This window comes from Brevundimonas sp. DS20 (assembly GCF_001310255.1).
Classification (GTDB): Bacteria; Pseudomonadota; Alphaproteobacteria; order Caulobacterales; family Caulobacteraceae; genus Brevundimonas; species Brevundimonas aurantiaca.
This window is the reverse complement of record NZ_CP012897.1, coordinates 2,219,546-2,244,330: the sequence shown is the minus strand read 5'-3', so window position 1 is coordinate 2,244,330 and position 24,785 is coordinate 2,219,546. Positions and strand designations below refer to the sequence as shown.

Here is a 24,785-nt window from a genome sequence, read left to right as displayed (position 1 = left end):
GGATCATGAGGAGGGAAGCGGCCTCGGAGGCAGACGCCCGCGCTTTCGCGCGGGCGTCCTCCGTCAGCGGATCAGCAGCAGGGTCCGCCGTTACAGCAGGCCGCGAGAAGCTCGCAGCAGGAGGCGGCGGCCTTGACCACCGAGTCGGGCGCGGCCGCGAAGGCAGCCGAGGCCGAGGTCAGCAGCACGAGGGCCGCGAGCGAAAAAGCACGTTTCATTGTTGATCTCCATGGATCGGTTTTCTGAGAAAAGGATCGTCGGTGGAGATCAGGTTCGAGGGGGCGGGTCCTCCGCTTCCGGCTCCACCCCCGCGAGGGCGTCGGCCGGTAAACGATCGTGCACATCGGCGGAGGCCGCTACCGGGACGGCCGCGGCGGGCGTCGGAACCAGGCCATGGCAGAGCACGGCGCACAGCCGAGCGCAGCTCATCTTCACGGGATCGCAGGGGGCATCCGGACTGGAGCCGTCGGCGGGCGCCATCGGCATCGACATGGCCGCGGCCGGAGTCTCCCAGGCCGTGACCGGGCTCGACGCGAACAGCAGGGCGAACACGGCCAGAATGGCCGGCGCCCAGGCCGCAGTTGTTCGACGTCCGATCATCAAGCTCAATACGTCCAGCAAGACCCCAAGGTTACAGCGCAGGTGACGCGCGCGCCAGCCATGACCGGCGCGCGCCCCTGCATCTTTTACGTCCCCGGCGTCAGCCGCCCTCGCCGCCGCATGAAGAAAGTCCACGGCGCGCTGGGCGTGGGCGGCGGCCGAGAAGATGAATCGCTTGTCGTCGCGCAGCACCTCGAGCCATGAGGCGACATAGGCGGCGTGATCCTCGCGCGGCTCGAGAGCCAGCCCCAGGTCGGCGCAGAGGAAGGCGGCGCCGATTTCGGCCACCAGTTCTTCCCGGGCGTAGCCGGCGTCTCCATGCCGGCGGCGTCCGAAGTCGCGGTCGAGCCGAGCGGGGTGCCTGGTCCAGTGCGTCAGCTCGTGGCCCAGCGTCGCGTAGTAGGCTTCCGGATCGCGGAAGCTTTCGAACACCGGCATCTGCACGAAGTCCGGTCCCGGCGCATAGAAGGCGCAGCCGCCGCCATGACGGACGTCGGCGCCCGTCGCGGCGAAGAACGTCTCGGCCCGGGCGATCCGTTGACCGAGGTTCAGGACCGGCGCGGGCGCCGGGGCGGACGAGGCCGGGAGACCCTCGATCTGTTCGACGTTGAAGACCGTGTAGGCCTTCAGGAACGGAATGCGTCGGGTCGTCTCCTCCCCGGCGTCGTCATCGTCGATGCGGACCAGCTGGTCGGCGTAGACGACGGTGGAACCCTTTTCGCCCTTGCGGACATGAGCGCCCAGGGCCAGCGCCTGCCGGAAGGTCATCCAGGTGGAGGACTGAAAGCCTCGGGCGGCGGCCTCGCCCCACAGCAGGACGACGTTGACGCCGCGGTAAGGCGTGCCGTCGTGCCGGAGGGGTCGGCTGACGCTTTCGGATGCGGCCCAGGGCTGGCTCCAGGGCCGGACGCCGGCTTCGAGCTGGGCGACGATCTGGTGGGTGATGCGGGTGTAGAGGTCGGGACGTGAGGGTTCGTTGGGGCGCGACATGGCGGCCTCCTCAAGACGGGATTTGAAGAAGGGGCGGCGGCGCTGTCGTCAGCGCCGCCGCGGCTCGCTCAGCGGGACCAGATCAGGCTGTGTCCGCCATCGATCTCGACCAGCGAGGCGTAGATCGGGGCCGGGAAGCTGGGATCGTCGAGCTTGACCGACAGGTAGTCGCGGTTCTGCTGGCTCGTTTTCTTCCAGGCCGCGCCGAACTCGGTCTGGCCGGAGAAGATGCGGAAATCAGGAGCCTTGTCGTCGGTCTTGTCATTGGCCCGGAGTTGGGCCGCCTTGACGTTGAGGGTCAGGGTCTTGATCGAACCGCTGTAGCTGCCGTCCGCTTGCTGGGTGAAGGAACCGATGGTGGCCATGGAAGTCTCTCCTTGCTGATCTCGGGCCACGCCTGCCGCGGCCTCGATGGCGATCGGCGGACCGGAGGCCGGGCGGCCCGCAGGCGAGCACAGGGAGCCCCGCAGCGCAGCGGAGGACCGGGAGCGCGACTTTCTTGCCTCGCGAGGAAGGCCGTCAGGCCGGGGAAGAAAGTCGCGCGAACGGTTGCGGAAGCCGGACGGGCTTCGGTCAGATCAGGCCATTGAGAGGCCGCGCAAGGCTTGGCGCGTCGCAGGAGAGACGGCTGGTCACCGCCGCTTGAACCATGCGGCCAATCGCGGCGCTCGTAGGGATCGTGCCGCCAATGCCGGTGCATCCGCTCCGCCACCAAAGACGTGCCCAGGATTCACCGCTTCCGCGTCGTCGCAGCTGACGCGCGGCATGGCGACGGGCGCGGCCACGCCTGGCATGAATCTGAGGTGTCTCCTGCTATGAAGGGAACCTGAAGCAACTCCAGCTTCGTTCCCCTTCCGAGCGTTCCGTTCGAGGGACAGTCGCGGTGTCGTAAGCCAGCCGGATGAGGCGGCCGGAGCGTGCTCATCGGGAGTCAGAACAATGCGCAACTCCATCAAAATCGCTGGCTGCGGAGACAGCCCTCGGCGTCATCGCCGGTCTCGTGGCCACGAGGGTAACCGAGAGGGCGCAGACGGCGCTCTACCAGATCAAGCCGCCGAAAGTACGGGAAGAGGAAGTGCTGGAGCGACCATGCTCTTGATGATCGACGAAGGTCTGACGCCTGTGTTCGGCTACAGTGCTCCCAATCGAGACAACCCCCTGCTCACCCAGGCTAGAGGGGTCGCCGGGCACCTTCTCTTTGGCGCCGTCAACGCGGTGGTGACCGAGGCACTGTACCGCCTCGTCCGTCCCAAGGTAGCCGCTACAGAGCGAGCGCGGAGCATACATCGATGACCAAACATTATGATCTTGTGGTGATCGGGACCGGGACCGCCGCCATGGTCGGAGCCATGCGGGTTCGCGCTGCTGGTCGCAGCGTCGCGGTTGTCGATTTTCGTCCCTTTGGAGGCACGTGCGCGCTCCGGGGCTGCGATCCAAAAAAAATGCTGATCAGCGGGGCCAACGCCGTCGATCATACATGGCGGATGCGAGGCAGGGGTGTCGCCGGCGACGCCCGAATTGCTTGGGCCGACCTCATGGCCTTCAAGCGGGGTTTCACCGATCCCGTTCCCCAAAAGCACCAAGAGCGGTACTCTGAAAGAGGCATCGACACTTTTCATGGACGGGCGCGCCTCACCGGCCGCAACAGCCTTGAGGTGGGCGAGGAAACGCTGGAGTTTTCGAACCTGCTCATCGCCGCCGGAGCCGAACCCAGGAAACTCGGCATCCCGGGGGAAGAGCATCTGGTCACCAACGAGGGCTTCCTCGAGCTGGGTGACATGCCAAAGCGCATTGTGCTGGTCGGCGGAGGCTATATCGCGGCCGAGTTCTCCCACATCGCCGCGCGGGCTGGCGCCGAAGTCGTAATCCTCCAGCGTGGCGAGCGATTGCTTCCCCAGTTCGACCCGGACGTGGTCGGTTGGCTCATGGAAAGCTTTCGCCAACTCGGCGTTGACGTGCGCCTCGAAACGACAGTCCAGGCGGTCGAGCAGACGCGCGCAGGCTTTCGGGTTCACTCCCAGACGAAGGGGAAAGCCGTCGATGTCCATGCTGATCTGGTCATTCACGCCGCCGGACGAGGACCTGCGATCGACGATCTCGGCCTTGACGCCGCCGGGGTCGAGCATGAAGGAGGCCGCCTGAAGCTCAACGAATTTCTGCAGAGCGTTTCCAATCCAGCCGTCTATGCCGCGGGCGACGCAGCCCAGGTCGGTCCGCCGCTGACCCCCGTGTCCAGCCACGACGCCAAGGTCGTGGCGGCCAACATTTTGAACGGTAACTCCGAAAGGCCGAACTATCGCGGCGTCCCGAGCGTGGCCTTCACAATCCCGCCTATCGCGGCGGTCGGGCTGACGGAGAGGGAGGCTAAGGATCAGGGTCTGCTCTACCGAGTCAAAAATCAGAAGGCCTCCGACTGGTTCACAGCACGCGCAGCGGCCGAACCCACCTTCGGCTTCAAGGTCTTGGTCGAGGAAGGGACGGAACGGGTGTTGGGCGCCCACCTCGTGGGCCCGAACGTGGACGAGGTCATCAATATTTTCGCTTTGGCGATCCGCCATGGACTGACTGCGGATGACCTCAAGACCACGATGTTCGCCTATCCGACGGGCGCATCGGATGTGGGCTACATGCTATGACGCTCAAGCGGTGTCGCGGTAGGTTCATGGCGCCATCCGCATCGCGGATTGGAGCGAAGGAGGGATCCCTTGGAGAGGCAGTCCGACACCATCCAGTTCACGGTGATCCGGGGCGACGGCGACTGGCGGGTGCTTCGCGATGGCCGACCCTCAGGGCATTTCGACTTCAGCGTCGACGCCATAGAGTCCGCGCTCGTGAAGGCGACGACGCTGATCGACAAGGGCGAGCAAGTGGAAGTCTTTGTCCAGGACGCGGCCGGCCAGTTGCGTCAGGTCGATCCGGTCGGCGGGGAAGTGCTCCACTAAGAGGACGGCGATTCCGACCTCGTCGCCTTTTAACCCGTCCACTCGAGTTCGAAATCCGGAGTGAGCGCGATCAAGCCTGTTTCGATCTGGTTCCAGGTCAGGCGGAGCGCCTTCAGATCTTCGGGCGTGAACAGGTGCGCATGGTGCGACGCCGCGCGCAGCTTCCCGGCCTGCTTCAGAAGATCGAACACCGCCTCTGGGTCGTCGAAACCAGCCTCGAAGATCGCCTGGAAATGCTCCGGATGGCTCATGATCCGCGCGTAGTGGGTGTAGTCGGCATGGTCGAAAACCTCGCCTCCCCGCTTCTTCCACTTCCCCAGCAAATCCTTGCAGTCGCACAGCGGCAGGCGCTCGTCCGCCCAGTCCTCACCGTAGGTCTCGGCCATCACGGCATCTAGAATTTCCCTCAAGGTCAGTTCGTAGCGGTGAACCAGAGTCTTGGCGCGCTTCACATGCGGCGGGGCCGAGTTGGCCTGAAGGCGGGCCTTCAGGCGACGGCGCTTCTCCGCCATCGTCAGGAGACGCCGTCTCGGCCAGTGCGCAAGCCGCAGTCCCGCCGCGTCGAGGAAACTGCGATAACCGGCCAGATTGGCGAACTGCGGCATCTCCGTGATGGAGAAGGCGCCGACCGCCTCTCGCACTCCCCGCGTCAGCCGGTCGCTCTCGGCGAACATGTCGGCCATCGCCGAGGCCCGCGCGAAGGCCTCGATCTGGGCGGGTCGCCCGATCGCCAGGGCGCTCGCGCCAAGACCACTGTCCGACAGTCGGAGGATGCGATCGACGAAACTGTCCGTCGGCGTCCTGAAGCGCTCGAGACCATCCGGCAAGGCGAAGCCGGCGGACAGTTGCGCGATCCGCTCGGCCTGCTCGATCAGGCCATTCGGAAACGCGGCGCGATAGACGCGGTCCGCGTCGGTCTGAGCCCTCATCAGGGCGCCGACGCCCTGCATCCGGTCCATGAACGGGTTACGACCCATCGCGGCCAAGGCCAGCGGGGTCTCCAGCTTCATGCGCTCGGCGATGCCGAGCACGCCGCTGGCCCGCAGCATATCGTGCTGTCGGCGGACGTCCTCAAAGGGATCGGCCATCCGTCTTGCGGCGTCCAGCGTCGCGCGCATGCTGGGCGGGATCAAATCACGCGGAAGGGTCATCGCTCGCCGCTTCGCGCAGATGGGCCAGCCGTTCCTCGCACACAGTCGTCGCCAGCGCGCGCAGCACCTCAACCCGCTGGGTCAACCAGGTCAGTTCCTCGACGCTGATCTTGTAGTGCTTGGAGTAACGAGCCTTCACATAGGCCTCGCGCAGCAGCTCGAAGCAGCGGCGCTCGAACTTGGTCTCGCGCGGCCAGGCCTCGGCCAGGCGGGCGTCGATCGCCTCGCACTTCTTGCGCAGGAAGGCGAGGTTGTGCGCCTTGCCGCTGTAGAGCGTCACAACCAGCAAAACGCAGTGGTAGAGGTGTTCAGCCGATTGATGAAGGTTGAACGCGGCGAGCTTAGGATCAGCGCCCTCGCCCATATAGAATTTCGCGCCACGAGCAAAGCTGGTCGAACTCTGCGTCCAATCTCCGAAGAACTCCTCCGCTTCCTTAAGGGCAACCTGAGCTTTCAGGTCAGCCGGCTTGCGCAGCTTGGCGCCGGGCGTGTCGAAGAGAACGATGCCCTCACGCACGATGTCGGCCCAGAAGTATCGCCCGCGGCCCAACTGCTCGTTCACGTCTTCCAGACTGTGCACGATAAGGCTCACCGGCGTGCGGATCAGGGTCTCGCCCGGCATCAGCTTGTTCTCGGCGTCATGCCAGAACTCGCCGTCGGTCAGATCCTCATGATCGACAACGATCAACAGATCGAAATCCGAGAAGTAGCGTCCGACCGGATCATGGACCCAATCGCCGCGCGCATACGATCCGTAGAGGATGATCTTGAGGATCTTGCCGTTCTTCAGCCGCTCGGCCCGACGGGTCGAGACGGTTTCGGCGAACGACTCGCGGATCACCTCGACCACCCGGCGCAGTTCCACCTGCTTGCGCGGCGGCAGATGATCGATCGAAGTCTTCATGACGCGAGTCTCGCGCAACGCGTGCATCGGGGCAAGGCGCGAAGCCTCAGTTCTGGATCAGGCGGATCAGGGTTCCGTCCGGGTCGATGAGCGCGCCGATCCGCATGCCCGACTCCTCGATCTTGGGCGCGTGCAATCGGGGTTGGCCCCAGCACGTCTCCGGCAGTCCGGTGCCAAGGCACACGGCGTAGAACGCGTCGAGATCGTCAAGCCGCAGGCAACAGCTGAAGTTGCTGGTCAGCGGATCAAGTTCCGGGTGCGGGAAGAACTCAAGCGTCAGCCCGCCCCGTTTCAGGATCATCCACCCTTCGTCGCGCCAGCCCTGCTGGAAGCCCAGTCGAGTGTAGAACTGGGACGTAGCTTCGAAATCCCGCGACGGCAGGTTGGGCGTGGCGTGATCGGTCACGGCGAACTCCGGAATGCAGCAGTGCCGCCTAAGCCTAGCCGCAACAGCCCTTTCCATCCACCTGGATCGGCGGACACGGCACGTCGGCATAGGAGCAGAACACGCAGCAATCGCCGGGTTGAGGCTTCAGCTTCACGCCGCAACCGAGGCAATCGTAAAACCAGATGCAGGCGTCGGTGGGCATGGTCTCGGTCGCGACGTGACCGCAGTGCGGGCAGGTCAGCGTCGATTCCAGAACGATGGCGGGGCTCATCGCATGGCCGCCAGTCGCGGCATGGCCCATGGTTCGATGTAGGGCTGCCAGGCCAGGGACAGGACGATCAGCAGGTTGGCGATCACCAGCAGCCAGAACGCCAGACGCGAGGGCCGGCGGCAGGATGCGTCCTTCCGACACATCCGCAGGCGACGCCAATGCAGCAGCCAGCCGGCGGCCAAGATGACGGCGGCCAGAAGCGTCAGCCAGGTTCGCGCGCCCGCGATGACCGCGGCGCCGGCGAAGGACACGCCCGCCACCGAGAGAGCCAGAGGCAGTACACAGCACGCGGCCCAGGCGAACACCGAGGCCACACCGCCGATGGCGGCCGAGGCGCTGACGGCGACCTCAGGAATGTTGGGCCGGTCTTGATCGATGGCCATGGGGCCTCCCGTTCGATTTCTGCTACAGGCTACAACCCGTAGCCGCTACGGGATCAAGAGCCATGTCCGCACGAAGTTTGACGATCGGGCGCCTCGCAGAGAGCGCCGGGGTGAACCTGGAAACGGTGCGCTACTACGAGCGGATCGGCCTGATGCCCGCCCCGGCCCGCACCGAGGGCGGACACAGGAGCTATGAGCCGGAACACGCCCAACGCCTGCGCTTCATCCGCCGGTCCCGCGAACTGGGATTCGGCATCGACGCCATTCGGCGGCTGATCGCGTTGAGTGAGCCGGGCGTCCAGGCCTGCTGCGAAGTCCGCGACATGGCCCAGGACCACATCGCCAGCGTGGACGCCAAAATCGCGGATCTGGAGCGGCTCCGGACGGTGCTTAAGCAGGCCGTCGCGGACTGCAGCGAAGGCGGGCGGGTTCGGTGTCCGGTGATCGCAGAACTCGGATCGATCGCATAGGTGATGACCTGCGCACCCTGTCGAGCCGGTAGGGTCCTGGCAATCACGCGCCGATGACGCCGAGGTGCTCAAGCAGGATCATCAGACCGAGCGCGACAAGCGCGAGCCCTCCCAGAAGCTCGGCGATCTTGCCAAAACGCTGGCCGACGGCCCGGCCAATCAGCATGCCGATCGTGGTCAGCAGGAAGGTCGTGACGCCGATTGAGGCCGCGATAACCCAGATATTGGCTCCGATGAAGGCCAGGCCGACGCCAACAGCCGCCGCGTCGATGCTGGTCCCGACCGCCATGGCGATCAGCGCCCAAGGTCCGGACCGGCGTGGGGCATCCTCAGCCAGGGGACGGGTCGCTTCCCAGATCATCTTGCCGCCAACAGCGGCGAGGAGGCCGAAGGCGATCCAATGATCCACGCGTTCGACGAGGCCTGCAGCGACCATGCCGAGCCCCCAGCCAATCACCGGGGTGATGGCCTCGATACACCCGAATACCAGGCCTGCCTTCACGGCGCCGGCCAGGTTCGGTCGATGCAAAGCACCACGCCCAACGGCGGCGGCGAAGGCGTCGGTAGACATGCTGAGAGACAGAACGGCGATGGCGACAGGAGTCATGACGAGCATCCACCCGGCAACGAACAGCGCTTCCCTCCCCGGCCGGTGCGGCGGTGGGACGCGCTGGTCTCGCTAGGCGGCGGTTCCGCTGGTCGGACCGCGCGCCGAAACGCGAGTGTGTTGATCCGACCCCGGCGATCAGACGCCGGAAGCTACTCCCCAACAGGAAGCGGCCTCATAGGAGGTGTCGCGCGCCGGTGCAAGATACTATAGGGGAGTATCCATGGCGCATACCTCCACGAACAAGAAGAAGCTCGTCGCGCGGGTCCGGAGGATCTCGGGTCAGCTCAGCGCAATAGAGCGCGCCATCGAGTCTGAAGCCGGGTGTTCGCAAATCCTGCAGCAGGTCGCGGCCGCGCGGGGCGCCATGGGCGGGCTTCTGGAAGAGTTGATTGAAGACCATCTGCGCCACCACGTCGCTCATCCCGATCTGAGCGAGGACGCCCGGCAGGGCGGCGCCGACGAGTTGATCGCCATCATTCGCCGCTATTCAAAGTAAGGCCCGCGCCATGTCCGCGTCCGAGACCGACTATCTGACCCACGACCACTATTTCCTCAGCCGTTCGCACGACGACAGCGCACGGCGAACGCTGTGGGTGGTCGGCCTGACGGCCGTCATGATGGTCGGGGAGATCATCGCCGGCCTGGTCTACGGCTCGATGGCCCTGCTGGCCGACGGCTTTCACATGGCGACCCACGCCGGCGCCCTGGCCGTTGCGGCCGGCGCCTACGCCTACGCCAAGCGGCATGCCGCCAACCGGCGCTTCAGCTTCGGGACCGGCAAGGTCGGGGACCTGGCGGGGTTCGCCTCGGCGCTGGTTCTGGGCATCGTGGCGCTCGGGATCGCGGGAGAGTCCATCGGCCGCCTGATCGATCCGCGCTCGGTCGCCTTCGGCCAGGCGACGCTGGTCGCCATCCTGGGTCTCGTGGTCAATCTGGTCAGCGCCGTCCTTCTGTCCGGCGGGGGGCACCACCACGGTCGTCATGGCCACGGGCATGGCCATCACCACGACCACGATCATCACGACGACCATGATCACCAGCACGGTCATGGCGGCCATCGCGACAACAACCTGCGCGCCGCCTACATCCATGTGCTGGCCGACGCCCTGACCTCGGTGCTGGCGATCATCGCCCTGCTTGCGGGCCGCTATATGGGATGGGTCTGGCTAGACCCGCTGATGGGCATCGTCGGCGCGATCGTCATCGCCCGGTGGTCGTGGTCCCTGATGCGCGACACCGCCGCGGTGCTGCTCGACACAACGGACACCGCCATCGAGGCCGAGGTCCGCGAATTCGTCGAGGGGCCGGGCGACGCCCGGATCACCGATCTGCACGTCTGGCGCATCGGGCCGGACGCGCACTCGGCTATCGTCAGCGTGACCGGGGCTGTGGATGTCGCGACCGTTCGCGACCGGCTGAGGCCGGTCCACGAGCTCGGGCATCTGACGGTCGAGTGCCGTTGACGGCGATCGGCCTCAATGGCGTGACGGTGTGATCGAGGAGGCAGCCTCGCGGCAAGCGTTTTCGCAGCGGCGGCATTCCTCGGCGCAGATGCGGCAATGCTCGTGCATCTCGGCGTGTTTCTCACATTCGACAGCGCAATCCGCGCAGGCCTCGGCGCAAGTCTCGAGCATGCGCTGGATCAGTGTCTCGTGGCTGCCGGCGCGACGCGCGGCGAGGCCGGCCGTGGCCAGGCAGACGTCGGCGCAATCAAGATTGAGGCGGATGCACTGGGTGAGATCCTTCACCATATCCTCGGCCAGGCAGGCATCGGCGCAGATGTGGCACACCGCGGCGCAGCCGTAAGCCGCTTCGATCGCGCGAACGAGACTGTCGTTGACGCTTCCGCGCACGTCGGGATGGGTGCTGATCATTGGTTGGATTTGCATCGGAGGGCTCCTTGGTTGATCGGAGTCCAACCCAAGCGCCGCGACGGGGTTCCGAATGGCGACGCCTCCGGATATCCCGCGGATGACCATCGCCTCCTCTCTGGGGCTACGGACAGATAAGACTGCGGTGAAGCGCCAAAGAGCGGACATCAGTCCGCCGCCGAGAACTAGATGTTTCGACAAAATCGAAGTTGTCCGCACGCGGCGGCGGACCAACATACATCGTATGGCTGGCTGTCCGATCGCGAACCCGTAGTGGCGGGAATATCCGACAACCGTAGCCGTTGACTCGGAGGACCGCCGAGCGCAACCCAAGCGTTAGCAAGGGGCGATTCAGACCCGTGGAGGGAAACATGGCACGTCGGGTGTTCTTCAGTTTTCACTATCAACGCGACATCTGGCGTGTGAATCAGATTCGCAACATCGGCGAGATCGTGGGCACCGCGGCGGTCGGGTTCCATGACGCCTCGCTCTGGGAAGAAGCCAAAAAGAAGGGCGATACGGCGATCAAGAAGATGATCGACGACGCGCTGCTCAACACGTCGGTTACGGTTGTTTGCATCGGCGCGGCCTCAGCGGGCCGCAAGTACATCGACTACGAAATCAGCCAATCGATCGCGCGGGGCAACGGGATAGTGGGCATCCAGATTCACGAGCTCAAGGATAGGCTCGGAAATACGGATCTTGCCGGCGCTACCCCGGCTCTTCTTACGAGGGCCGGGGCGCCCGTCTACAAGTATGCCGATCACGCCCGGTTGGCGGCTCGGATTGAAGAGGCGGCCAAGCGGGCCGGACGGTAGGATGCCTACGTCAAGCCGAAATCGCTTTCTCAAGGATTTTCCAGCTGCCCTCCACGAAGGCGTTGGCGCAGTGTTCGTCGGCGCCGGTGTTTCGAAGGCCGCGGGATATCCGACTTGGGCGGAGCTTCTTAAGGACATCGGCGAGGAACTCGGTGTCCGCTCCAGCGACATCCAGGACCTCGCCGCACTGGCCCAGTGGCACATCAGCGAGAGCGGTGCCGCGACCGGCGTCCGCAACGTGATCCGGCAAGAGATCGGCAAAGATCGACCGGTTCCGCCGACCTTGGAGGTGCTGGCGCGCCTCCCCGTTCGGCAGATCTGGACGACGAACTACGACCGTCTGGTCGAGCGCGCCTTCGCCGTGATCAATCGGCCTGTCGATGTTGTCTCCGGGGCGGCCGACCTTTCGCTCCGCGCCCGGCCCGGCGCGGCACGGCTCTACAAGATGCATGGGTCCGTCGACCGAATGGACGACATCGTCATCTCGACCGACGACTACGAACTCTATCGGTCCAAGCGTGGGGCCTTCCTCCCCCTGCTGCAGGCGCATCTCAGCAGCATGTCCGTTCTTTTCATCGGGCTCAGCCTGACCGATCCCAATGTCCGGCACGTGCTATCCCTCATTCGTGAGAGCTTCACTGAAGCGCCGCCGGAGCACTTCGCAATCGTGAAGCCGCCCAGCCTGGCGGACTGTTCTTCCGAGGACGAGTTCAGGGCCCGCACGGCGCAGCATAAGCACTGGGCCAAGGACCTTCGCCGCTACGGACTGAGGACAATCGAGGTAGAGCATTACGACGAAATTCCCGAACTGATGCGCCAGGTAGAGCGCCGCGTCGCCGCGATGCGGGTATGGGTCAGTGGAAGCTGGCCGCTCGACGGCGACGACGGTCGCGCCGGCGATCTGTATCGCCTTTCCGAGGCGGTCGGCGGGTTGATCGCGGACACCGGGCGGGATCTGGTGAGCGGATCGGGCTTACTGGTCGGCCCAGCTGTGATTGGGGGCTTTATCGACCGTCTCCGTCAGGACGGCGGGTGGGATCTGGACCGCCGGCTGATCGTCCGACCCTTCCCTCAACCGCTGACGGATAGGGAGCCGGACCAGAAACGATGGACCGCGCTTCGCGCCGAGATGGCGCGACAGGCCGGGATTGTGATTTTCCTAGGCGGCGCAAAGCTCGAGGGCGGCTCTCAGATCGTTGCGGACGGCGTGTTGAAGGAGTTCGAGGTCGCGCGCGAGGCCGGGGCCTTCATACTGCCCATCGGTGCGACCGGAGGCGCGGCCGAGCAAATCGCGCAAGATCTGACTGGGTCCGCTATCCCATCGCAGGGCGCAAGCGCGGCCAGGCCAACCGACGAAGAGCTAGCCGTCCTGTCAAACCAGGCCACAACACCCGACAAGCTCCTGAAGCTCGTTCGAGAGATACTCCAACGGCTGGCGAAGCCACAGGACGACAACTGAGGTGACCCGGTTCGTAACAAGGGCGGAACTTCGGGGTTTCGCCGCGAACATCACTTTGACCGAACAGGCCTCCGTGCTTCGCACGGCTTCGGCGCGAAGCCCTGCCGGCTCAACTTTCCTGTCCCACTCCAGCAAGGACCAGGATCTTGTCGTGGGTGCCACGATCGTCCTGCAGAACCACGGCGCCGTGGTCTACATCGATGAAATCGACCCGGAGATGCCTCCCTACACCACGGACGAAACCGCCAATTTGCTGAAGTCTCGCATCAAGCAGAGCAGCAGGTTCGTTCTTCTGACGAGCAAGAACAGTAAGGAGTCGCGCTGGGTGCCTTGGGAGCTGGGAGTGGCTGACGGCTACAAGGGCCTCGGACAAATCGCTCTGTTTCCGTCCTCGGACGATCTGCACGACTCGACCTGGGCCTCATGGGAATATCTGGGCCTCTATCGCCGGATCGTTTGGGGCCAGATGAAGGGCAGCGACCAAGACATCTGGATGGTACTAAATCACAAAGCGAACACCGCAACGCCTCTCCGGAAATGGCTGACGGGTGGGTAGCTAGGTCGTGGGTCTAAGCTTATCAGCGCCACGCCGCCATTCATCATAGGACTTGTACGACCCCATCTCCGTGCGTCGTACTTGGTTCACGAATATGCTGGGGCTGCCGCTTAGGTTTGCGAAGTCTATCTTGGGATAAATCTCTAGATACTCTTCGCCTGTGAAGTCGAGTTCGCCCGTTGGAGGGATCAGCGGAAGGATCGCGACGTTGCCGTTATGGCCGTCGAAAAAACCGAGCTCCCACGGCATCCACCTCGACCGCCTCGAATGTCGGGAAAAGAGATAGAAGCAGGCGTCGCACTTCCTCATACGATGCCGCAACCTCTCTGCCGTAGCGCCGGTGACTGCGTTTCGGTCAAGGTTCGGATCGCTGATCCAGTCCACGTAGACGGTCTTTCCGGCCTCCTCCAGGATCCGCTTCACCCCCATGACGAGACTAGCGTCCCGAACGGAATGGGAGAGGAAAATGTCGAAGCGATCTGTCAGGGCGCTCAGCGCGGAGTCGAGAGCGAGCGCGAACGCCAGCACATGAGCGGGCTCGTCCTCTGCTACGCCAGCGCGAGCGCGGGCTTGAGCTTCAGTTAGATACATACGGTCAAGCTGAAGCGTAGACCCGCCCGTGTCCAATTGGAGATTGAGTAGGCATCGGAAGTCCGGGGTTCAGCAACTCGAAGCGGTTTGACGCCCTGCTCCCCGAAGCGCGATCTTGTTTTTGAAGGACCTGCCGCCGGGAGGCCGACAATGCAGCGGCCTTCATTGCGCTGGGTACTGCGGAGAGCGCCACAAGCGAACCAAGAGCGACGGCTCTATAGCGGATGTCAAATCCGGATCTGCGTGAGCGACACTTCCAATCCCTTCCAGCCATATTCTCTTTAGCAACGGCAGGTCATAACTTCCGCATGGCCTTGCCTTGGGACTTCAGCTCGGACCACTGTCCGGTCGTATACCACTACACCTCGATCGAGGCGGCGCGGGCGATCGTTGAAAACCGGACCTTTCGGCTCTCCGAGTATACCGCGCTGAACGACGCTTCGGAGTTTTCGTATGCTCGTGATCGACTGATTGGCCTTATGCGGGATCGACAGGTCTACACGGACCTCACGACCCGCATTTTCGTCGTGTCGGAGCTTGAGGGGCTGACCGCAAACACCGGCCTCATGATCGGGTCATTGACTCCTCGGCGCGACGATCTGGGGCAGTGGCGAAGCTACGCGGGCGATGGTGGCGGGTGCGTTCTGGGCTTGGACGCACGGCATCTCGAACACGACGCCGGCGTCGCGATCCGGACCGTGGTTTACGACGAAGCCTTGGTCGACCGAATGCTCTGTCTCGGCTTGGGCGTCGTCCAGCAACAGCTAGAGGATGATCCTGACGATCACCCGACGCTTTCGGACTATGCGCGGCGCCTGTGCGTCGACCTCTTTTCGATGAAACACCCTGGCTTCGCGGACGAGCGCGAAGTGCGGATATCGCGGATGCTAGTTCGCAATGGCGACGGCGCACTCGAGGACGTTGGTGGAAATCGGACGGGCGGAGAAAAGACACCTGCGCTTCCAGTGGGTCTTCGCGCCGGCCGTTTCGGGCCGACGCGATATGTGGATGTGCCCCTCGCCCGCCAGGATGGTTCGTCGGCGATAGTCAGCGTCGGCATGGGCCCGACCATGTCTGCGGACGCCGCCCCTGAGGCCAGCGACTTCTTCCAGTCTCACGGGCTCGAAATCTGGCGCTCCTCGCTCCCATACCGGGCTTGATATTCAGAAAGCCGCTTCTGCTGGGCCGAAAGGCCCGTTCTGGTGACGGCCCGACCCCGCGATGGCGACCTGCTAGCGCTTTATCAAGCCGAATGTCAGAGGCGTCCAAAAGTCGGCGCGGATCCGAGTGAGACGCAGGACACCTGCGGTATTCAGGCCCCGACTCCAAGCCCGGTTAGTCCAAGTCGGCCCGGCCATAGCCAGACCTCCACTTGCCTGTGAGCGCAAGGACAGGGTTGCGGCTCCGTCGAAACAGCCGACATCGCCGGCCTTGGGGTTCAACACCCGCCCCTCGAAGACATAGCTGAGGACGGCGTCCCCGGCTTCGTTCGCCGGCCTTAGTTCAACGGCCTTCAGGGTTGATATCTGATAGCGATCGTCGGCACTTTCGAGTTCGAGATAAATCCGGGCGAAGGTGGTCCGGATTTTCACCGACACGGGAACCTCGACCAAGTCCGGCAAGGGCCTAGCCAAGTCATCCACGTCGAGAGCGGGTGCGCCAGCCTGTTTGGCCGCCTCCTTAAGCCGCTCGACGACGGACCAATTCGAGGCGACCACGCCCGACCACTCCCCGTCAAGCTGCGGAGCCTTGCGTTGAAAATAGGGGACAAGCCACAGCAGCCGCCAGATCGGCGTCGCGACGAAAACCGTCACTAAAAGCGAGGTCAGGCTCATACCGCTTTGCAATGACGGGAGGATTTCGCTTCCGACCAACAAGCGCGCGCCAATGATCGCGACGCAGATCGCCAAAGCTGCCGTGAGCCAAGCCTTCCAACCCAGAACGGAATGCATTTCGCCCCCTTGCGGTCACAATCTTTAACCCTAGATGTAGGGTTCGGGCGCGCTCAGGACAACAACATGCGGTATAATGCACATCGGCTTCTTCATCAGGCGGCGAATCAACCGTGCCTGAGATGCGAACTGGTTATCACCGACGCGCAGAAGCACAAACTCCAGACCGCACAGAAGCTGGTCCGCGACGCGCTTCGTGCAGGGCTGCGGGTGGCCGGTGCCTATCTGACCCAGGACGAGGTCCCTCTGGTCAAGGCGCACGGGGTTCCGGACCCCGCCGCCCTGTCCTTTACCCCGAAGTTCCGCACCCAAGGATCTTGGGCGTACGGCACGCTGAATCAGCCCGCGAAGGCCTGTCAGCAACTCGACCTCGATGACGGCATGTATGTCCCCATGTCGATCGTCGGGCTCAACCCGGCCGTGGCCTCGAACACGCTGTTCGCGATCGTCGAACGCATCCTGGGCGCCCTCTGCGACGCCCAAGGCTGGACCCTCGACACAAGCAAAAGCATCTGCGTCCGGGTCGTGATTGATGCGGAAGCGCACCTCGACCTCAACATCTACGCCATCCCTGACGTGAAGATGGCCCTACTTGAAAAAGCCTTTCATGCGGCGGCCAATCGCGCAATTGACGGCTCCGCGTTCTCGTCCCCGCCGCCCGAAATCCGGCTCGATCCGAGCGAGATCTATGTCGCCCACCGGACTACAGGCTGGGAGCAGTCGGACCCGCTGGAACTCGAGGACTGGTTCGTCAATGCGGCGGCGCGTCATGCCAGCTGGACCGACCTAAAGCGGCTTACTCGCTATCTCAAGGCGTGGCGGGACTACCACTGGGACAGCTGTCGTTTGAGCTCTCTGGTCCTGATGGTCTGCGCTGTTGAAGCCTTGGACGAAGCCAATACCCCGCCCCAGCCTGGGCGGGACGACGACGGGCTGCTGGTGGTGGCCCGCGCCCTGTCCGCCAAGATCGCGGGCGTGGTGTGGAACCCGGTGGTTGACGACAAGGCCCTGAACGACAACTGGACCACAACCGAGCAGAACCAGTTCGAACTCAAAGCGCGCGCCCTCGCCAGTGAATTGGACGGTGCTCTCAACAACGAGACCAGCATCTTCAATGTCGTCGAGCGCTTCCGCAGGCTCTTCGGTCATCGGGTGCCGGACAACGCCGCTCTTGTGTCGCCCATCGCATCCGCAAGCCAGGTGCGCTCCACCGTTGCAGCGCAAAGCCCATCGCCCCGGGTGGGGTCCCAGACCTCCGGGTGACGCCTCTGGAGACCCGCGCTTGGGCGGCCCTCGACGCCGCCCTCAAGGCGCGAGGGTTCGCCTATGTGCAAAGCCGACGCGGGATCACCCGCTATCGCGGCGACCTCCGGTCGGGGAGGACCACCATCGCGGTCGCGGTCTGCGTGACTGATCCGGTGATGACGACGCCACCGAAGATCTATGTCGAAGACCTCGCGATCCGCAGGCGCCTTTTGGCCCACCTGAACGCCGATGACAGCCTCTGCTTCGCCGAGAAAGAGGTCGAGGAATATGATCCCTACAATGCCGGAGGGGCCATCCTTAGGGTGCTCGAGTCCGCCAAAGAGACGCTCGACCAAGTGCTCCACGCTTCCACGCTCGCCGACCGCCAAAGGGAGTTCGTCTCCTACTGGAACCCTGACACCTATCTCTATACGGACCTCCCCGCAGGGTTCTCCGGTCGCGCGCGCTGCTGCACCTGGAACAGGGTCGGCGGGCGAGACAGTTTGGTGATCACGACACCAGAACGGGTTAGCCGATGGAGCCGGGACAAGCCTGACGATGTACGGCAGGCATATGTGCTGCGCGGCAACCGCCCTTTCGACATTCGGCGAGGCGGAGGGCCGGGCAAAACCCTCGCCACGCTAAAGACTTGGATCGCGCATTTCGTCGATGAGCCGGACGCCATCGCCCACGCATTTGCGCCTGCCTTGGTGGACAAGGGGCACATCATCCTTGCGGCCGAGAACGGGGTCGTCGCCGCGTCATTCAAATGGCCCGAGTTCGCCAGGATCGCCTATGCGAAAGCGCCCCAGAATCGTCGCGCCCGATCCATATCTCACGGAGAGAACGAGATGACCCTCGATCGTGGCCTTGCCGACAGCGTCGCTCTCCCGGACTTGGTCAACGGCCGGCTCAGCGCGCCTTCTCCCCTTATCGGAAAGGCCGTCGCAGTCGTGGGCGCGGGCGCAATTGGTTCCCGAGTCTGCCTAGAGCTGGCGAGGTCCGGCGCCGGTCAATCTCAGCGCCCCATGTTGATCATCGACGGCGATCAGTTCTCGACCGCCAATTTTGGCCGCCATGTCCTGCCGGTTTCCGCGGTTCGCCTCGCCAAGGCCGGCGCTCTCGCCGCCGAAGTTCGACGGCTCCATCCCGACCTGACGGTGGAGGGCGTGGCCACCGACGTGTTCGGGGTCACAGCCCGACTCCAAGACTACGACCTCGTCATCGACGCGACTGGCTCAACACCTGTGGGCCTTCATCTCAACGATTTGGCCGTAACGACCCGCCGCCTAGGCAAGCCCTTCCCCCCGGTGATCCACGCCGCCATCCACGGCAATGGTCTGGCGGCCCAGACCGTGCTGGTCACCCGCTCAGCCCATGCCTGTCTAAAGTGCTTGCGGCCTAACCACGGCGAACTCAAAGCCAATCCCCTCAAACCCGGCGTGACCACGGCGGTCGAGAGCGGCACCTGCGGCGATGGCGCTCATATCAACTATGCAGCCCCGGCGCCGATGCTCGCTGCCACCCTTGTCGTTCAAGCCGCCCTTGAATGGGCGGCGGCACCCGACATGCCAGGTCCTCGCGTCCGCACTCGGGTGCTGGATCTCGAGCATACGGCTCCTCCGAAGGACCGAAACTGGCCCATCGAGCCGCTTTGTCCGGCCTGCCAAGGCCCGGTGACTTGAGTTTCGGCCCCCCGCAACGTCCTTGTCGAACACATGGTGTTGAGCCGCATCAAGGCCATCGCAGAAGCCGCAGCCTTTCGACACGAGGTCGGTGGGATTCTGTTGGGGAGCTATCGTGGCCGCGATCTTCATGTCATCGACGCTTCCGCTCCTCAGAACAGCGACCGTTGGTCCCCGACACGGTTCTGGCGATCTCCAGCCGGTCACCAGGCCTTTGCGGATGCAGCATGGAGACGGTCTGGCGGTCTGGTAACCCATATTGGCGAATGGCATTCCCACCCGGAACTCCGCCCGACCCCCTCGGTGATCGACCGGGCGTCCTGGCTCAAGTCGCGACGTGAGCAGCGACGCCCGCTCGCCTTCCTCATTGTCGGGACCGCCGATGTCTGCGTCTGCGCCGACGCGGAGCTCGGAACGATCCGGGCGCTTGTCCCCATCGACCAAGACGAAATGGGCGTTCTGTTTGGGCATCCCCTGAGCGATCCATCGCGACCTGTGACCGTAAGCTAATGACGAAGGCACGTCTCGATGTTCCCGAAGACTGGATTTCCCGGACGCTGGATCACGCGGTCCAGCGCTATGCGAACCGGACGGGTGAACTATTCTATTTCAGCATGAAGGGTCACCACGAGGCGGTCCGTCACGCTTACGAGGACCTCGGTGGCGAAGGTCAGTGGTGGATCCCCACCCTCAGCAACAATCTGCTCAAGGCCATCGCCCTGACGTTGAACGGCCAGTGGCAGAACGACGTGGTGGAATGGTTGTGCGAAACCCAGGCCTTCGGATCATCAGGTGCCACGGACTTCTCCAAATTCAGGAAAAGCGCGTCGCCGGAAGCGGTCGACAAGCACGTCCGCCGCCTACGGGGATGCGGCCTCTCGACATTCCCGGAATACGCCACGCTCCGGGAACTGCACCTCGTCGCTAATGCGGTGAGGCACGGTCCGGGACGTTCCCTGACCGAACTTTGGGAAGCCCATCCGGAACTGTGGGCACCCGATAGCGAGATCATCCGACTGCGCCCTTGGTACATGCCCGCGAAAGAGCCCTTGTCTCAGTTCATCGTCAGCGAGGCTGACATGAACCGATACAACGATGCGGTTTGCACCTTCTGGAACCGGGTCGCTGAGGCAGCCCTCACGGAGGGTGAAGGATCAGACTGACCTGCGTCAGCGGTCAAAATTAACAGAGTCCGCACCCCAAGATCTCGATACTCGATTTGCTTAGCTACCCGCTCCCGCAAAGCAGACCAGATCGACGACGGCTCAGAGTCACGAGCCGCCATCAAGCCATGAAAAAGCCGCGCGCCCCCAAAGGGCGCGCGGCGAGTTTTCGCTCGATCTGTGCGCTGCGGCTATTCGGCCGCGAACGCATAGGCGTCGTCGTTCGGCGCGGTGCGGGTTTCGTCGTCAGCACCCTCGCCTGCCTCCTGCGCCTCCGCAGGCACACCAGCCTGCGTCCGCAACACCGACGGCAGCCAGCCCCGACCCTCCACTAGCCGTTCCGCCGCCTCGGCCATGTCGTCCTTTCTGAACCCGGCGATCCGGCCCGCTTCCTCCGGATTGACGGCCTCGGTCACCGCCTCCAGCACCCGCGCCTTGGCCACCCGCGAGAAGTAACTGGCCGCCGTCGCCGTCCACGTCCCGGCCATGTCGAGCCCTACAGCCGTCGCCAGCGTCTCGGCCTGCGCCAAGGCGCCGGGCCGCCGGTCGTGCGGATCGCGCACCGCGTAGAGACCGACCCCGGCGCAGCAGGCCATCAGGTCCAACTGCTCCGAAGGCGGCAGCGCGGCCACCACGCCCCAGAGGTCTTCCGGGCGCTCGGGCAGGCGCGCGCCCCACGCCTCGCACCGGTCGCTGACCCGGCGTCCGGCGGGGCCGTCCTCCACCCCCGGCGCCAGCCGCTCCAGCCCGGTCGTCGTCAACCGAAGCTGCAACGGCGTCCAGACGCCGTAGCCCGGATAGAAGACCTGCAGGGCGAGCGCGTGAACCACCGTCGCCAGCGCCGCATTCACATCGGCCTGCACCGCGTCGCGCAGACCCATGGTCTTGTGGGCGGTCAGGTCGATCAGCAGACGATCCGACAAGGCCGAGGGCGCCTCGTCCTCGGCGGCCTCCGCCTCCGAGCCCGGCGAATTGTCCGCACTCTCGTCCGCCGCCTCTTCCTCCTGCCACGGCGACGGCGGATCGGCGGGCACGTCCTCGGCGCGGACCAGTCCGCGCTCGAAGCGGGCGAGGCCGTCGTGACCCAGCGTCACCACGACCCCGGCCCGCGCCCTGGCCTCGCCGGCATAGGCGAAGTCCGGGCCGAAGGCCTGCAAGGCCTTGTCGATCTCCTCCAGCCGGGCGTCCACCTCGGGGGGGAACATTTCCGCCGCGTCGGTTTCAGAGACGAGGCGGTCGTATTCCTCGGACAGGGCCGCGATTTCGGCGACGTCCGCGTCCGACCGTTCGACCGCCACCGGATAGACCCGCCCGAACGCCGAAACGTCGGGGTAGTCCAGACAGGCCTCGGCCCATTTCCAGCCCTCGCGCTCGCGGGCCTCGTCGGCCAGTCCGGTCAGCTTGTCGCCGACCAGCCGGTCCAGCAGGACCACATCCTCCAGCCAGCCGCCGCCGTCCTCGGTGAACAGGTCGCGCAGCACCCCGCCCCCCTCGGCCTCGTAGGCCTCCACGCCGACGAAGCGGACGCGCCGGTCATCGACGCGGACCTTGGCCTCGGTCATGGCGCGGCGGATGGCGTAGGCCGGGGTGTGCGGCCCGATCTGCTCCAGCACCTGCCGTTGCCGCTCGCGGTCCTCGCTGACGCAGAAGGCGGTCAGTTGGTCGAGCGCCAGCGTCCCCTCCCGATAGGCCGTCATCAACTCCGGCGCCGCCGACCCGAGCCGCAGCCGCTGGCGCACCACATGGGCCGACACTCCGAACCGGGCGCCGATCTCTTCGGGTCCGTAGCCCTTCTCGGCGGCGAGCCGCTGGAAGGCCTCGAACTGGTCGGCGGGGTGCATGGCCTCACGGGTCATGTTTTCGTCGAGGCTGATCTCGTGGGCGTCGTTCTCGGCGTCCACGATGACCCGCACCGGATGGGTCCGCTTGATGGCCTTGCGCTTGGCCAGCAGCCGCAGCCCCTGACGGCGCCCTTCGCCGATGGTGACGAGGTAGTTTCCGGTGGGCGCGCCCTCCCCGTCCCGCTCGATCTCGACCACGGGCGGCTGCAACACCCCCTTGGCCTTGATGGAGGCCGCGAAGGCCTCGATGGTCGCCGGGCTGTGCGGCGTCTTCCTCGCATTCTTCGGCGAGGCCTTGAGCCGGTTGAGCGGCACGGTGATCTCCGAGCCGTGCTGCGGCGCGGTCGCTTCGGTCGCGGCGGTTTCGATGGATTGAGCAGTCATGTCTGCCTCCTTTGGGCATGGGTTGCAGGGACGCGAACTGCGCGCCTGAAACCCTGCCCGTCGGCGAGACCGGGGTAGCAAGGGCCAGGGCGGACCGGCCGGAGGGGGATCGCCCGGCCTGCACAAGCCGACGACGATGATGAAAATGAACAGCATGACCGCGCGGAAGGTCGGGGAGACCGGCCGGTCCGGCGGCGCAGCCGCTTCACCCTGACCCGCGCGAGGGCGGAGCCCTTAGCCTTCTGGGCGGCGTCCCGGCGTGCGCCTGTGGATGACGACGGCGGGCGCGCGAAGCCGGCTTGACCCCGCTTCGTGTTCTGCTTTTGTTCTTGCCATGCCCCTCCGCAAGACCGTCACCATCGAATGGCAGGACGCCGGCTCCAGCCGCGCCTATTTCGTGCGCCCGGACAGCCGGTCGCGCCCGTGGATCTGGTTCCGGGACGGCGACGTGCCGGCCTTCGAGGAAACGTCCGCCCGCTTCGTGGTCGAGAAGCGCGGCGGACGCTGGGTCGCGGTCGAACGGGTGGACACCTGACCGCAGGGGTCGCCCATTGACGGCGGACGCCCGCGGGCCGATCAAGGCGGCTCGATTTCAAGGAGACCCGCGATGACCCTCAAGATCGCCGCCGCGGCGGCCGCCTTCCTCGCCCTCAGCGCCGGCGCGGTGCTCGCGGCGGAGGCCTGCGCCTGCTGCAAGGACATGGCCCCCGGCGCCGCCATGGAGTGCTGCGACGAGATGAACGCTCCGGCCCCGGCTCCGGACGCACCCGCCCCGGCTCCGGCGCCCGCTCCCGAAACGCCGCAGAGCGGCGGGCACGCAGGTCACACGCCCGGCTAAGCCGCGGCGTCATCGTCACCCAGGACCGCCATGAACCGTTCTCCGACCATCCTTGACCGCCGGTCCATCCTGAGCGGCCTGTCCCTCGCCGCCTTCGCCGCCCCGGCCCTCGCCGCGCCGCCGAAGCGGATGACCGCCTACAAGACGCCCTGGTGCGGCTGCTGCGGCGGCTGGATCGCCCACATGCGCCAGGCCGGCTGGACCGTCGAGGTCGTCGAGCGCGAAGATCTCGCGCCGACCCGGGCGCAACATGGCGTTCCGGACCGGCTGGCCTCCTGCCACACGGCGGTCGTCGGCCCCTATGCGATCGAGGGCCATGTTCCGGCCGGCGACGTCGACCGGCTGCTCAGCGAACGCCCCGGCGCCCGGGCGCTGAGCGCCCCCGGCATGCCGGCTGGCTCGCCGGGCATGGAAGCCGCCGGGCGCGAACCCTATACGACCGTCCTGATCCTCAACGATGGTTCAACCCGCGTGTTCGGCCGCCACAACGGCGCCTGACGCCCGAGGCGTCGCGGGTGCGTTCCTGTCCGCAGCCGCCAGCCTGACGCGCGACGGGTTGAGCCAGCTCTGCACCGGCCGGTCGAAGCCATAGCGGAACACCGCCGCGGCCGCGAAGGCGCCGATGAAACCGATCGACCACAGCGCCCAGCGAACCCCCGACGACAGGGCGTCCTGGCCCAGGGCGTCGAGCAGGCCGAACCAAACGATACGGGTGACCTCATTGGTCAGGAACATCGAGAACGACATCAGGGCCAGATGTTCGATCAGGCGTGACGGCCTGCGCACCGATACGGCCCCGGCGGCCCAGATGATCACGGTCATCAGGCCCAGCGACAACAGGCTGAAGGCGCCGAAGGCCTGAAGGATGACAAGCGCGATGGCGGCGCCGACCCCGATCGCGCCGGCCAGACGGGATGCGACATAGACGCGTGAACCGTAGAAGGCCGCCGCGACCCCGAGCAGGAACAGCGGCAAGGCGCGCAGGACGCCGTAGCGCATCGGCAGGCGGTAGATCGGATCGCCGAGCCACAGCGAGGCCGCGAGGTCGGCGCCGACGACCAGCAGCGTCGCGCCGATCACCACGGCGATCGGCGGCCAGCGCCACAGGGCCCGGCAGATCCAGGGCAGCAGGAGGTAGCAGGCAATCAGGGCCGAGAGCGTCCAGGTCGGGGCGTTCCACCCCTGCCCGCCCGGCACGCCCCAGGCCTGGAGCAGCAGCACCTGGGCCGGCAGCTGCGACCAGTCGAACCAGCGCGGGTTGCTGGGCGCGATCCCCGCCAGAGCCGCGCCGCCGACGAGGACGACGAGGATAAGGCTGACGACGAGGTGGGCCGGAATGACCCGCAGCAGCGGCTGGCGCGCATAGGCGCGCAGCGACGCCTGACCGGCGGCGAGCCGGTCGCCGTAGATGCGCGCCAGGACGTAACCGGAGTCGATGATGAAGAAGTCGGTGAGCAGATAGCCGCGGTCGATCACCGGATGCAGCTGGGGCAGCGGGACCGGCGAGGCCTCGCGGAAATGGTAGAGGATGATCAGCGCCCCGACGATGAAGCGGAGCGCGTCGAGCCAGCCGCCGCGGGCGATGCGCGGTGGGCGGGACTTCATCGGCGCGGCGTCGCTGCGGACCATGGGCGCAGCCTAGTCCGCAACGGGGCAAGGAATGGTTATCAGCG

Annotated in this window: 30 protein-coding genes; 16 read left to right on the top strand and 14 right to left on the bottom strand. The window is 65.4% G+C overall.

The features are described from left to right. Positions 1 to 71: 71 nt before the first annotated feature. The 3 genes from JL11_RS17740 to JL11_RS10960 all read right to left on the bottom strand — a co-directional run bounded on the left by JL11_RS17740 (position 72) and on the right by JL11_RS10960 (position 1,955). On the bottom strand, positions 72 to 218 hold the full coding sequence (locus JL11_RS17740; RefSeq protein ID WP_169802110.1) for a hypothetical protein: 147 nt from the start codon (positions 216 to 218) through the stop codon (positions 72 to 74). 49 nt (positions 219 to 267) lie between these two features. Then, on the bottom strand, positions 268 to 1,590 hold the full coding sequence (locus JL11_RS10965) for an ArdC family protein (RefSeq protein ID WP_082382686.1): 1,323 nt from the start codon (positions 1,588 to 1,590) through the stop codon (positions 268 to 270). Positions 1,591 to 1,658: 68 nt separating this feature from the next. Continuing rightward, on the bottom strand, positions 1,659 to 1,955 hold the full coding sequence (locus tag JL11_RS10960; RefSeq protein WP_054765695.1) for a DUF736 domain-containing protein: 297 nt from the start codon (positions 1,953 to 1,955) through the stop codon (positions 1,659 to 1,661). Between the two features lie 924 nt (positions 1,956 to 2,879). Here JL11_RS10960 and JL11_RS10950 point away from each other — a divergent pair. Continuing rightward, on the top strand, positions 2,880 to 4,226 hold the full coding sequence (locus tag JL11_RS10950; RefSeq protein WP_054765693.1) for a dihydrolipoyl dehydrogenase family protein: 1,347 nt from the start codon (positions 2,880 to 2,882) through the stop codon (positions 4,224 to 4,226). A gap of 69 nt (positions 4,227 to 4,295) precedes the next feature. Continuing rightward, positions 4,296 to 4,532: a DUF2188 domain-containing protein gene (locus JL11_RS10945; protein ID WP_054765692.1), complete on the top strand. Its 237-nt coding sequence runs from the start codon at positions 4,296 to 4,298 to the stop codon at positions 4,530 to 4,532. Positions 4,533 to 4,561: 29 nt separating this feature from the next. Here JL11_RS10945 and JL11_RS10940 read toward each other — a convergent pair whose 3' ends face one another. From JL11_RS10940 to JL11_RS10920, 5 genes are read right to left on the bottom strand one after another with little or no spacing between them, the layout of a single operon-like run. Then, positions 4,562 to 5,683 (bottom strand): hypothetical protein, encoded by a 1,122-nt coding sequence (locus tag JL11_RS10940; RefSeq protein ID WP_054765691.1) that lies wholly within the window; start codon positions 5,681 to 5,683, stop codon positions 4,562 to 4,564. Then, positions 5,667 to 6,587 carry a HEPN domain-containing protein gene (locus JL11_RS10935; RefSeq protein WP_054765690.1) on the bottom strand — a complete coding sequence of 307 codons (921 nt, stop codon included), beginning with the start codon at positions 6,585 to 6,587 and terminating at the stop codon, positions 5,667 to 5,669. The genes JL11_RS10940 and JL11_RS10935 overlap by 17 nt, the downstream gene beginning before the upstream one ends. 46 nt (positions 6,588 to 6,633) lie before the next feature. After that, a complete protein-coding gene (locus JL11_RS10930) occupies positions 6,634 to 6,993 on the bottom strand; it encodes a bleomycin resistance protein (RefSeq protein ID WP_054765689.1) in 360 nt (119 codons plus the stop codon). A gap of 34 nt (positions 6,994 to 7,027) precedes the next feature. Continuing rightward, positions 7,028 to 7,246 (bottom strand): GDCCVxC domain-containing (seleno)protein, encoded by a 219-nt coding sequence (locus JL11_RS10925; RefSeq protein WP_054765688.1) that lies wholly within the window; start codon positions 7,244 to 7,246, stop codon positions 7,028 to 7,030. Next, positions 7,243 to 7,629 (bottom strand): hypothetical protein, encoded by a 387-nt coding sequence (locus tag JL11_RS10920; RefSeq protein WP_054765687.1) that lies wholly within the window; start codon positions 7,627 to 7,629, stop codon positions 7,243 to 7,245. Before JL11_RS10920 ends, JL11_RS10925 begins: the two co-directional genes overlap by 4 nt. A gap of 62 nt (positions 7,630 to 7,691) precedes the next feature. Between JL11_RS10920 and JL11_RS10915 the strand changes: the two genes are divergently transcribed. Then, the gene (locus JL11_RS10915; RefSeq protein WP_054765686.1) at positions 7,692 to 8,099 is read left to right on the top strand and encodes a MerR family transcriptional regulator; all 408 of its coding nucleotides are present in this window, start codon (positions 7,692 to 7,694) and stop codon (positions 8,097 to 8,099) included. Between the two features lie 43 nt (positions 8,100 to 8,142). Here the strand turns inward: JL11_RS10915 and JL11_RS10910 are convergent, their stop codons facing one another. Then, positions 8,143 to 8,706, bottom strand: coding sequence for a manganese efflux pump MntP (locus JL11_RS10910; RefSeq protein ID WP_054766931.1), 564 nt, complete (start codon positions 8,704 to 8,706; stop codon positions 8,143 to 8,145). Between the two features lie 223 nt (positions 8,707 to 8,929). On the opposite strand from JL11_RS10910, the gene JL11_RS10905 reads away from it, so the two are divergent. Next, on the top strand, positions 8,930 to 9,205 hold the full coding sequence (locus JL11_RS10905) for a metal/formaldehyde-sensitive transcriptional repressor (RefSeq protein WP_054765685.1): 276 nt from the start codon (positions 8,930 to 8,932) through the stop codon (positions 9,203 to 9,205). Between the two features lie 10 nt (positions 9,206 to 9,215). Further along, on the top strand, positions 9,216 to 10,172 hold the full coding sequence (gene dmeF, locus JL11_RS10900) for a CDF family Co(II)/Ni(II) efflux transporter DmeF (RefSeq protein WP_054765684.1): 957 nt from the start codon (positions 9,216 to 9,218) through the stop codon (positions 10,170 to 10,172). Between the two features lie 12 nt (positions 10,173 to 10,184). Here dmeF and JL11_RS10895 read toward each other — a convergent pair whose 3' ends face one another. Next, a complete protein-coding gene (locus tag JL11_RS10895) occupies positions 10,185 to 10,598 on the bottom strand; it encodes a four-helix bundle copper-binding protein (RefSeq protein ID WP_054765683.1) in 414 nt (137 codons plus the stop codon). A 353-nt stretch (positions 10,599 to 10,951) separates the two neighbouring features. Here JL11_RS10895 and JL11_RS10890 point away from each other — a divergent pair, with 353 nt between their 5' ends. From JL11_RS10890 to JL11_RS10880, 3 genes are all read left to right on the top strand, one after another. Beyond that, a complete protein-coding gene (locus JL11_RS10890) occupies positions 10,952 to 11,398 on the top strand; it encodes a TIR domain-containing protein (RefSeq protein WP_054765682.1) in 447 nt (148 codons plus the stop codon). Between the two features lie 70 nt (positions 11,399 to 11,468). Further along, entirely contained in the window at positions 11,469 to 12,857 is a 1,389-nt protein-coding gene (locus JL11_RS10885; RefSeq protein ID WP_224761456.1) for an SIR2 family protein, read from the top strand. Positions 12,858 to 12,912: 55 nt separating this feature from the next. Beyond that, the gene (locus JL11_RS10880) at positions 12,913 to 13,413 is read left to right on the top strand and encodes a toll/interleukin-1 receptor domain-containing protein (RefSeq protein WP_197273301.1); all 501 of its coding nucleotides are present in this window, start codon (positions 12,913 to 12,915) and stop codon (positions 13,411 to 13,413) included. Here the strand turns inward: JL11_RS10880 and JL11_RS10875 are convergent, their stop codons facing one another. Further along, the gene (locus tag JL11_RS10875) at positions 13,414 to 13,941 is read right to left on the bottom strand and encodes a toll/interleukin-1 receptor domain-containing protein (protein WP_054765679.1); all 528 of its coding nucleotides are present in this window, start codon (positions 13,939 to 13,941) and stop codon (positions 13,414 to 13,416) included. It lies immediately after the preceding gene. A gap of 371 nt (positions 13,942 to 14,312) precedes the next feature. Between JL11_RS10875 and JL11_RS10870 the strand changes: the two genes are divergently transcribed. Continuing rightward, entirely contained in the window at positions 14,313 to 15,164 is an 852-nt protein-coding gene (locus JL11_RS10870) for a DUF2971 domain-containing protein (RefSeq protein ID WP_054765678.1), read from the top strand. A gap of 72 nt (positions 15,165 to 15,236) precedes the next feature. Here JL11_RS10870 and JL11_RS10865 read toward each other — a convergent pair whose 3' ends face one another. Then, the gene (locus tag JL11_RS10865) at positions 15,237 to 15,956 is read right to left on the bottom strand and encodes a hypothetical protein (RefSeq protein WP_054765677.1); all 720 of its coding nucleotides are present in this window, start codon (positions 15,954 to 15,956) and stop codon (positions 15,237 to 15,239) included. Positions 15,957 to 16,022: 66 nt separating this feature from the next. Between JL11_RS10865 and JL11_RS10860 the strand changes: the two genes are divergently transcribed. The 4 genes from JL11_RS10860 to JL11_RS17735 are packed head-to-tail and all read left to right on the top strand — an operon-like array spanning position 16,023 to position 20,049. Beyond that, positions 16,023 to 17,219, top strand: coding sequence for a CBASS cGAMP synthase (locus JL11_RS10860; protein WP_054765676.1), 1,197 nt, complete (start codon positions 16,023 to 16,025; stop codon positions 17,217 to 17,219). Continuing rightward, positions 17,216 to 18,886 carry a ThiF family adenylyltransferase gene (locus JL11_RS10855; RefSeq protein ID WP_054765675.1) on the top strand — a complete coding sequence of 557 codons (1,671 nt, stop codon included), beginning with the start codon at positions 17,216 to 17,218 and terminating at the stop codon, positions 18,884 to 18,886. The genes JL11_RS10860 and JL11_RS10855 overlap by 4 nt, the downstream gene beginning before the upstream one ends. 33 nt (positions 18,887 to 18,919) lie before the next feature. After that, positions 18,920 to 19,396: a Mov34/MPN/PAD-1 family protein gene (locus JL11_RS18250; RefSeq protein ID WP_081602746.1), complete on the top strand. Its 477-nt coding sequence runs from the start codon at positions 18,920 to 18,922 to the stop codon at positions 19,394 to 19,396. Then, positions 19,396 to 20,049 carry a hypothetical protein gene (locus JL11_RS17735; protein ID WP_054765674.1) on the top strand — a complete coding sequence of 218 codons (654 nt, stop codon included), beginning with the start codon at positions 19,396 to 19,398 and terminating at the stop codon, positions 20,047 to 20,049. The genes JL11_RS18250 and JL11_RS17735 overlap by 1 nt, the downstream gene beginning before the upstream one ends. A gap of 191 nt (positions 20,050 to 20,240) precedes the next feature. Here JL11_RS17735 and JL11_RS10840 read toward each other — a convergent pair whose 3' ends face one another. Continuing rightward, entirely contained in the window at positions 20,241 to 22,274 is a 2,034-nt protein-coding gene (locus JL11_RS10840; protein ID WP_054765673.1) for a ParB/RepB/Spo0J family partition protein, read from the bottom strand. Between the two features lie 334 nt (positions 22,275 to 22,608). Here JL11_RS10840 and JL11_RS10835 point away from each other — a divergent pair, with 334 nt between their 5' ends. The 3 genes from JL11_RS10835 (at position 22,609) to JL11_RS10825 (ending at position 23,610) form a co-directional block, all read left to right on the top strand. Next, positions 22,609 to 22,809, top strand: coding sequence for a hypothetical protein (locus JL11_RS10835; protein WP_054765672.1), 201 nt, complete (start codon positions 22,609 to 22,611; stop codon positions 22,807 to 22,809). A 72-nt stretch (positions 22,810 to 22,881) separates the two neighbouring features. Further along, positions 22,882 to 23,112, top strand: a complete 231-nt coding sequence (locus tag JL11_RS10830; protein ID WP_054765671.1) for a hypothetical protein — start codon at positions 22,882 to 22,884, stop codon at positions 23,110 to 23,112. Positions 23,113 to 23,142: 30 nt separating this feature from the next. Continuing rightward, positions 23,143 to 23,610 carry a DUF411 domain-containing protein gene (locus JL11_RS10825; protein WP_054765670.1) on the top strand — a complete coding sequence of 156 codons (468 nt, stop codon included), beginning with the start codon at positions 23,143 to 23,145 and terminating at the stop codon, positions 23,608 to 23,610. On the opposite strand, the gene JL11_RS10820 is transcribed toward JL11_RS10825, so the two are convergent. Further along, entirely contained in the window at positions 23,575 to 24,741 is a 1,167-nt protein-coding gene (locus JL11_RS10820; RefSeq protein ID WP_054765669.1) for an acyltransferase family protein, read from the bottom strand. The two genes, JL11_RS10825 and JL11_RS10820, sit on opposite strands and share 36 nt — an antisense overlap. Positions 24,742 to 24,785: the final 44 nt, after the last annotated feature.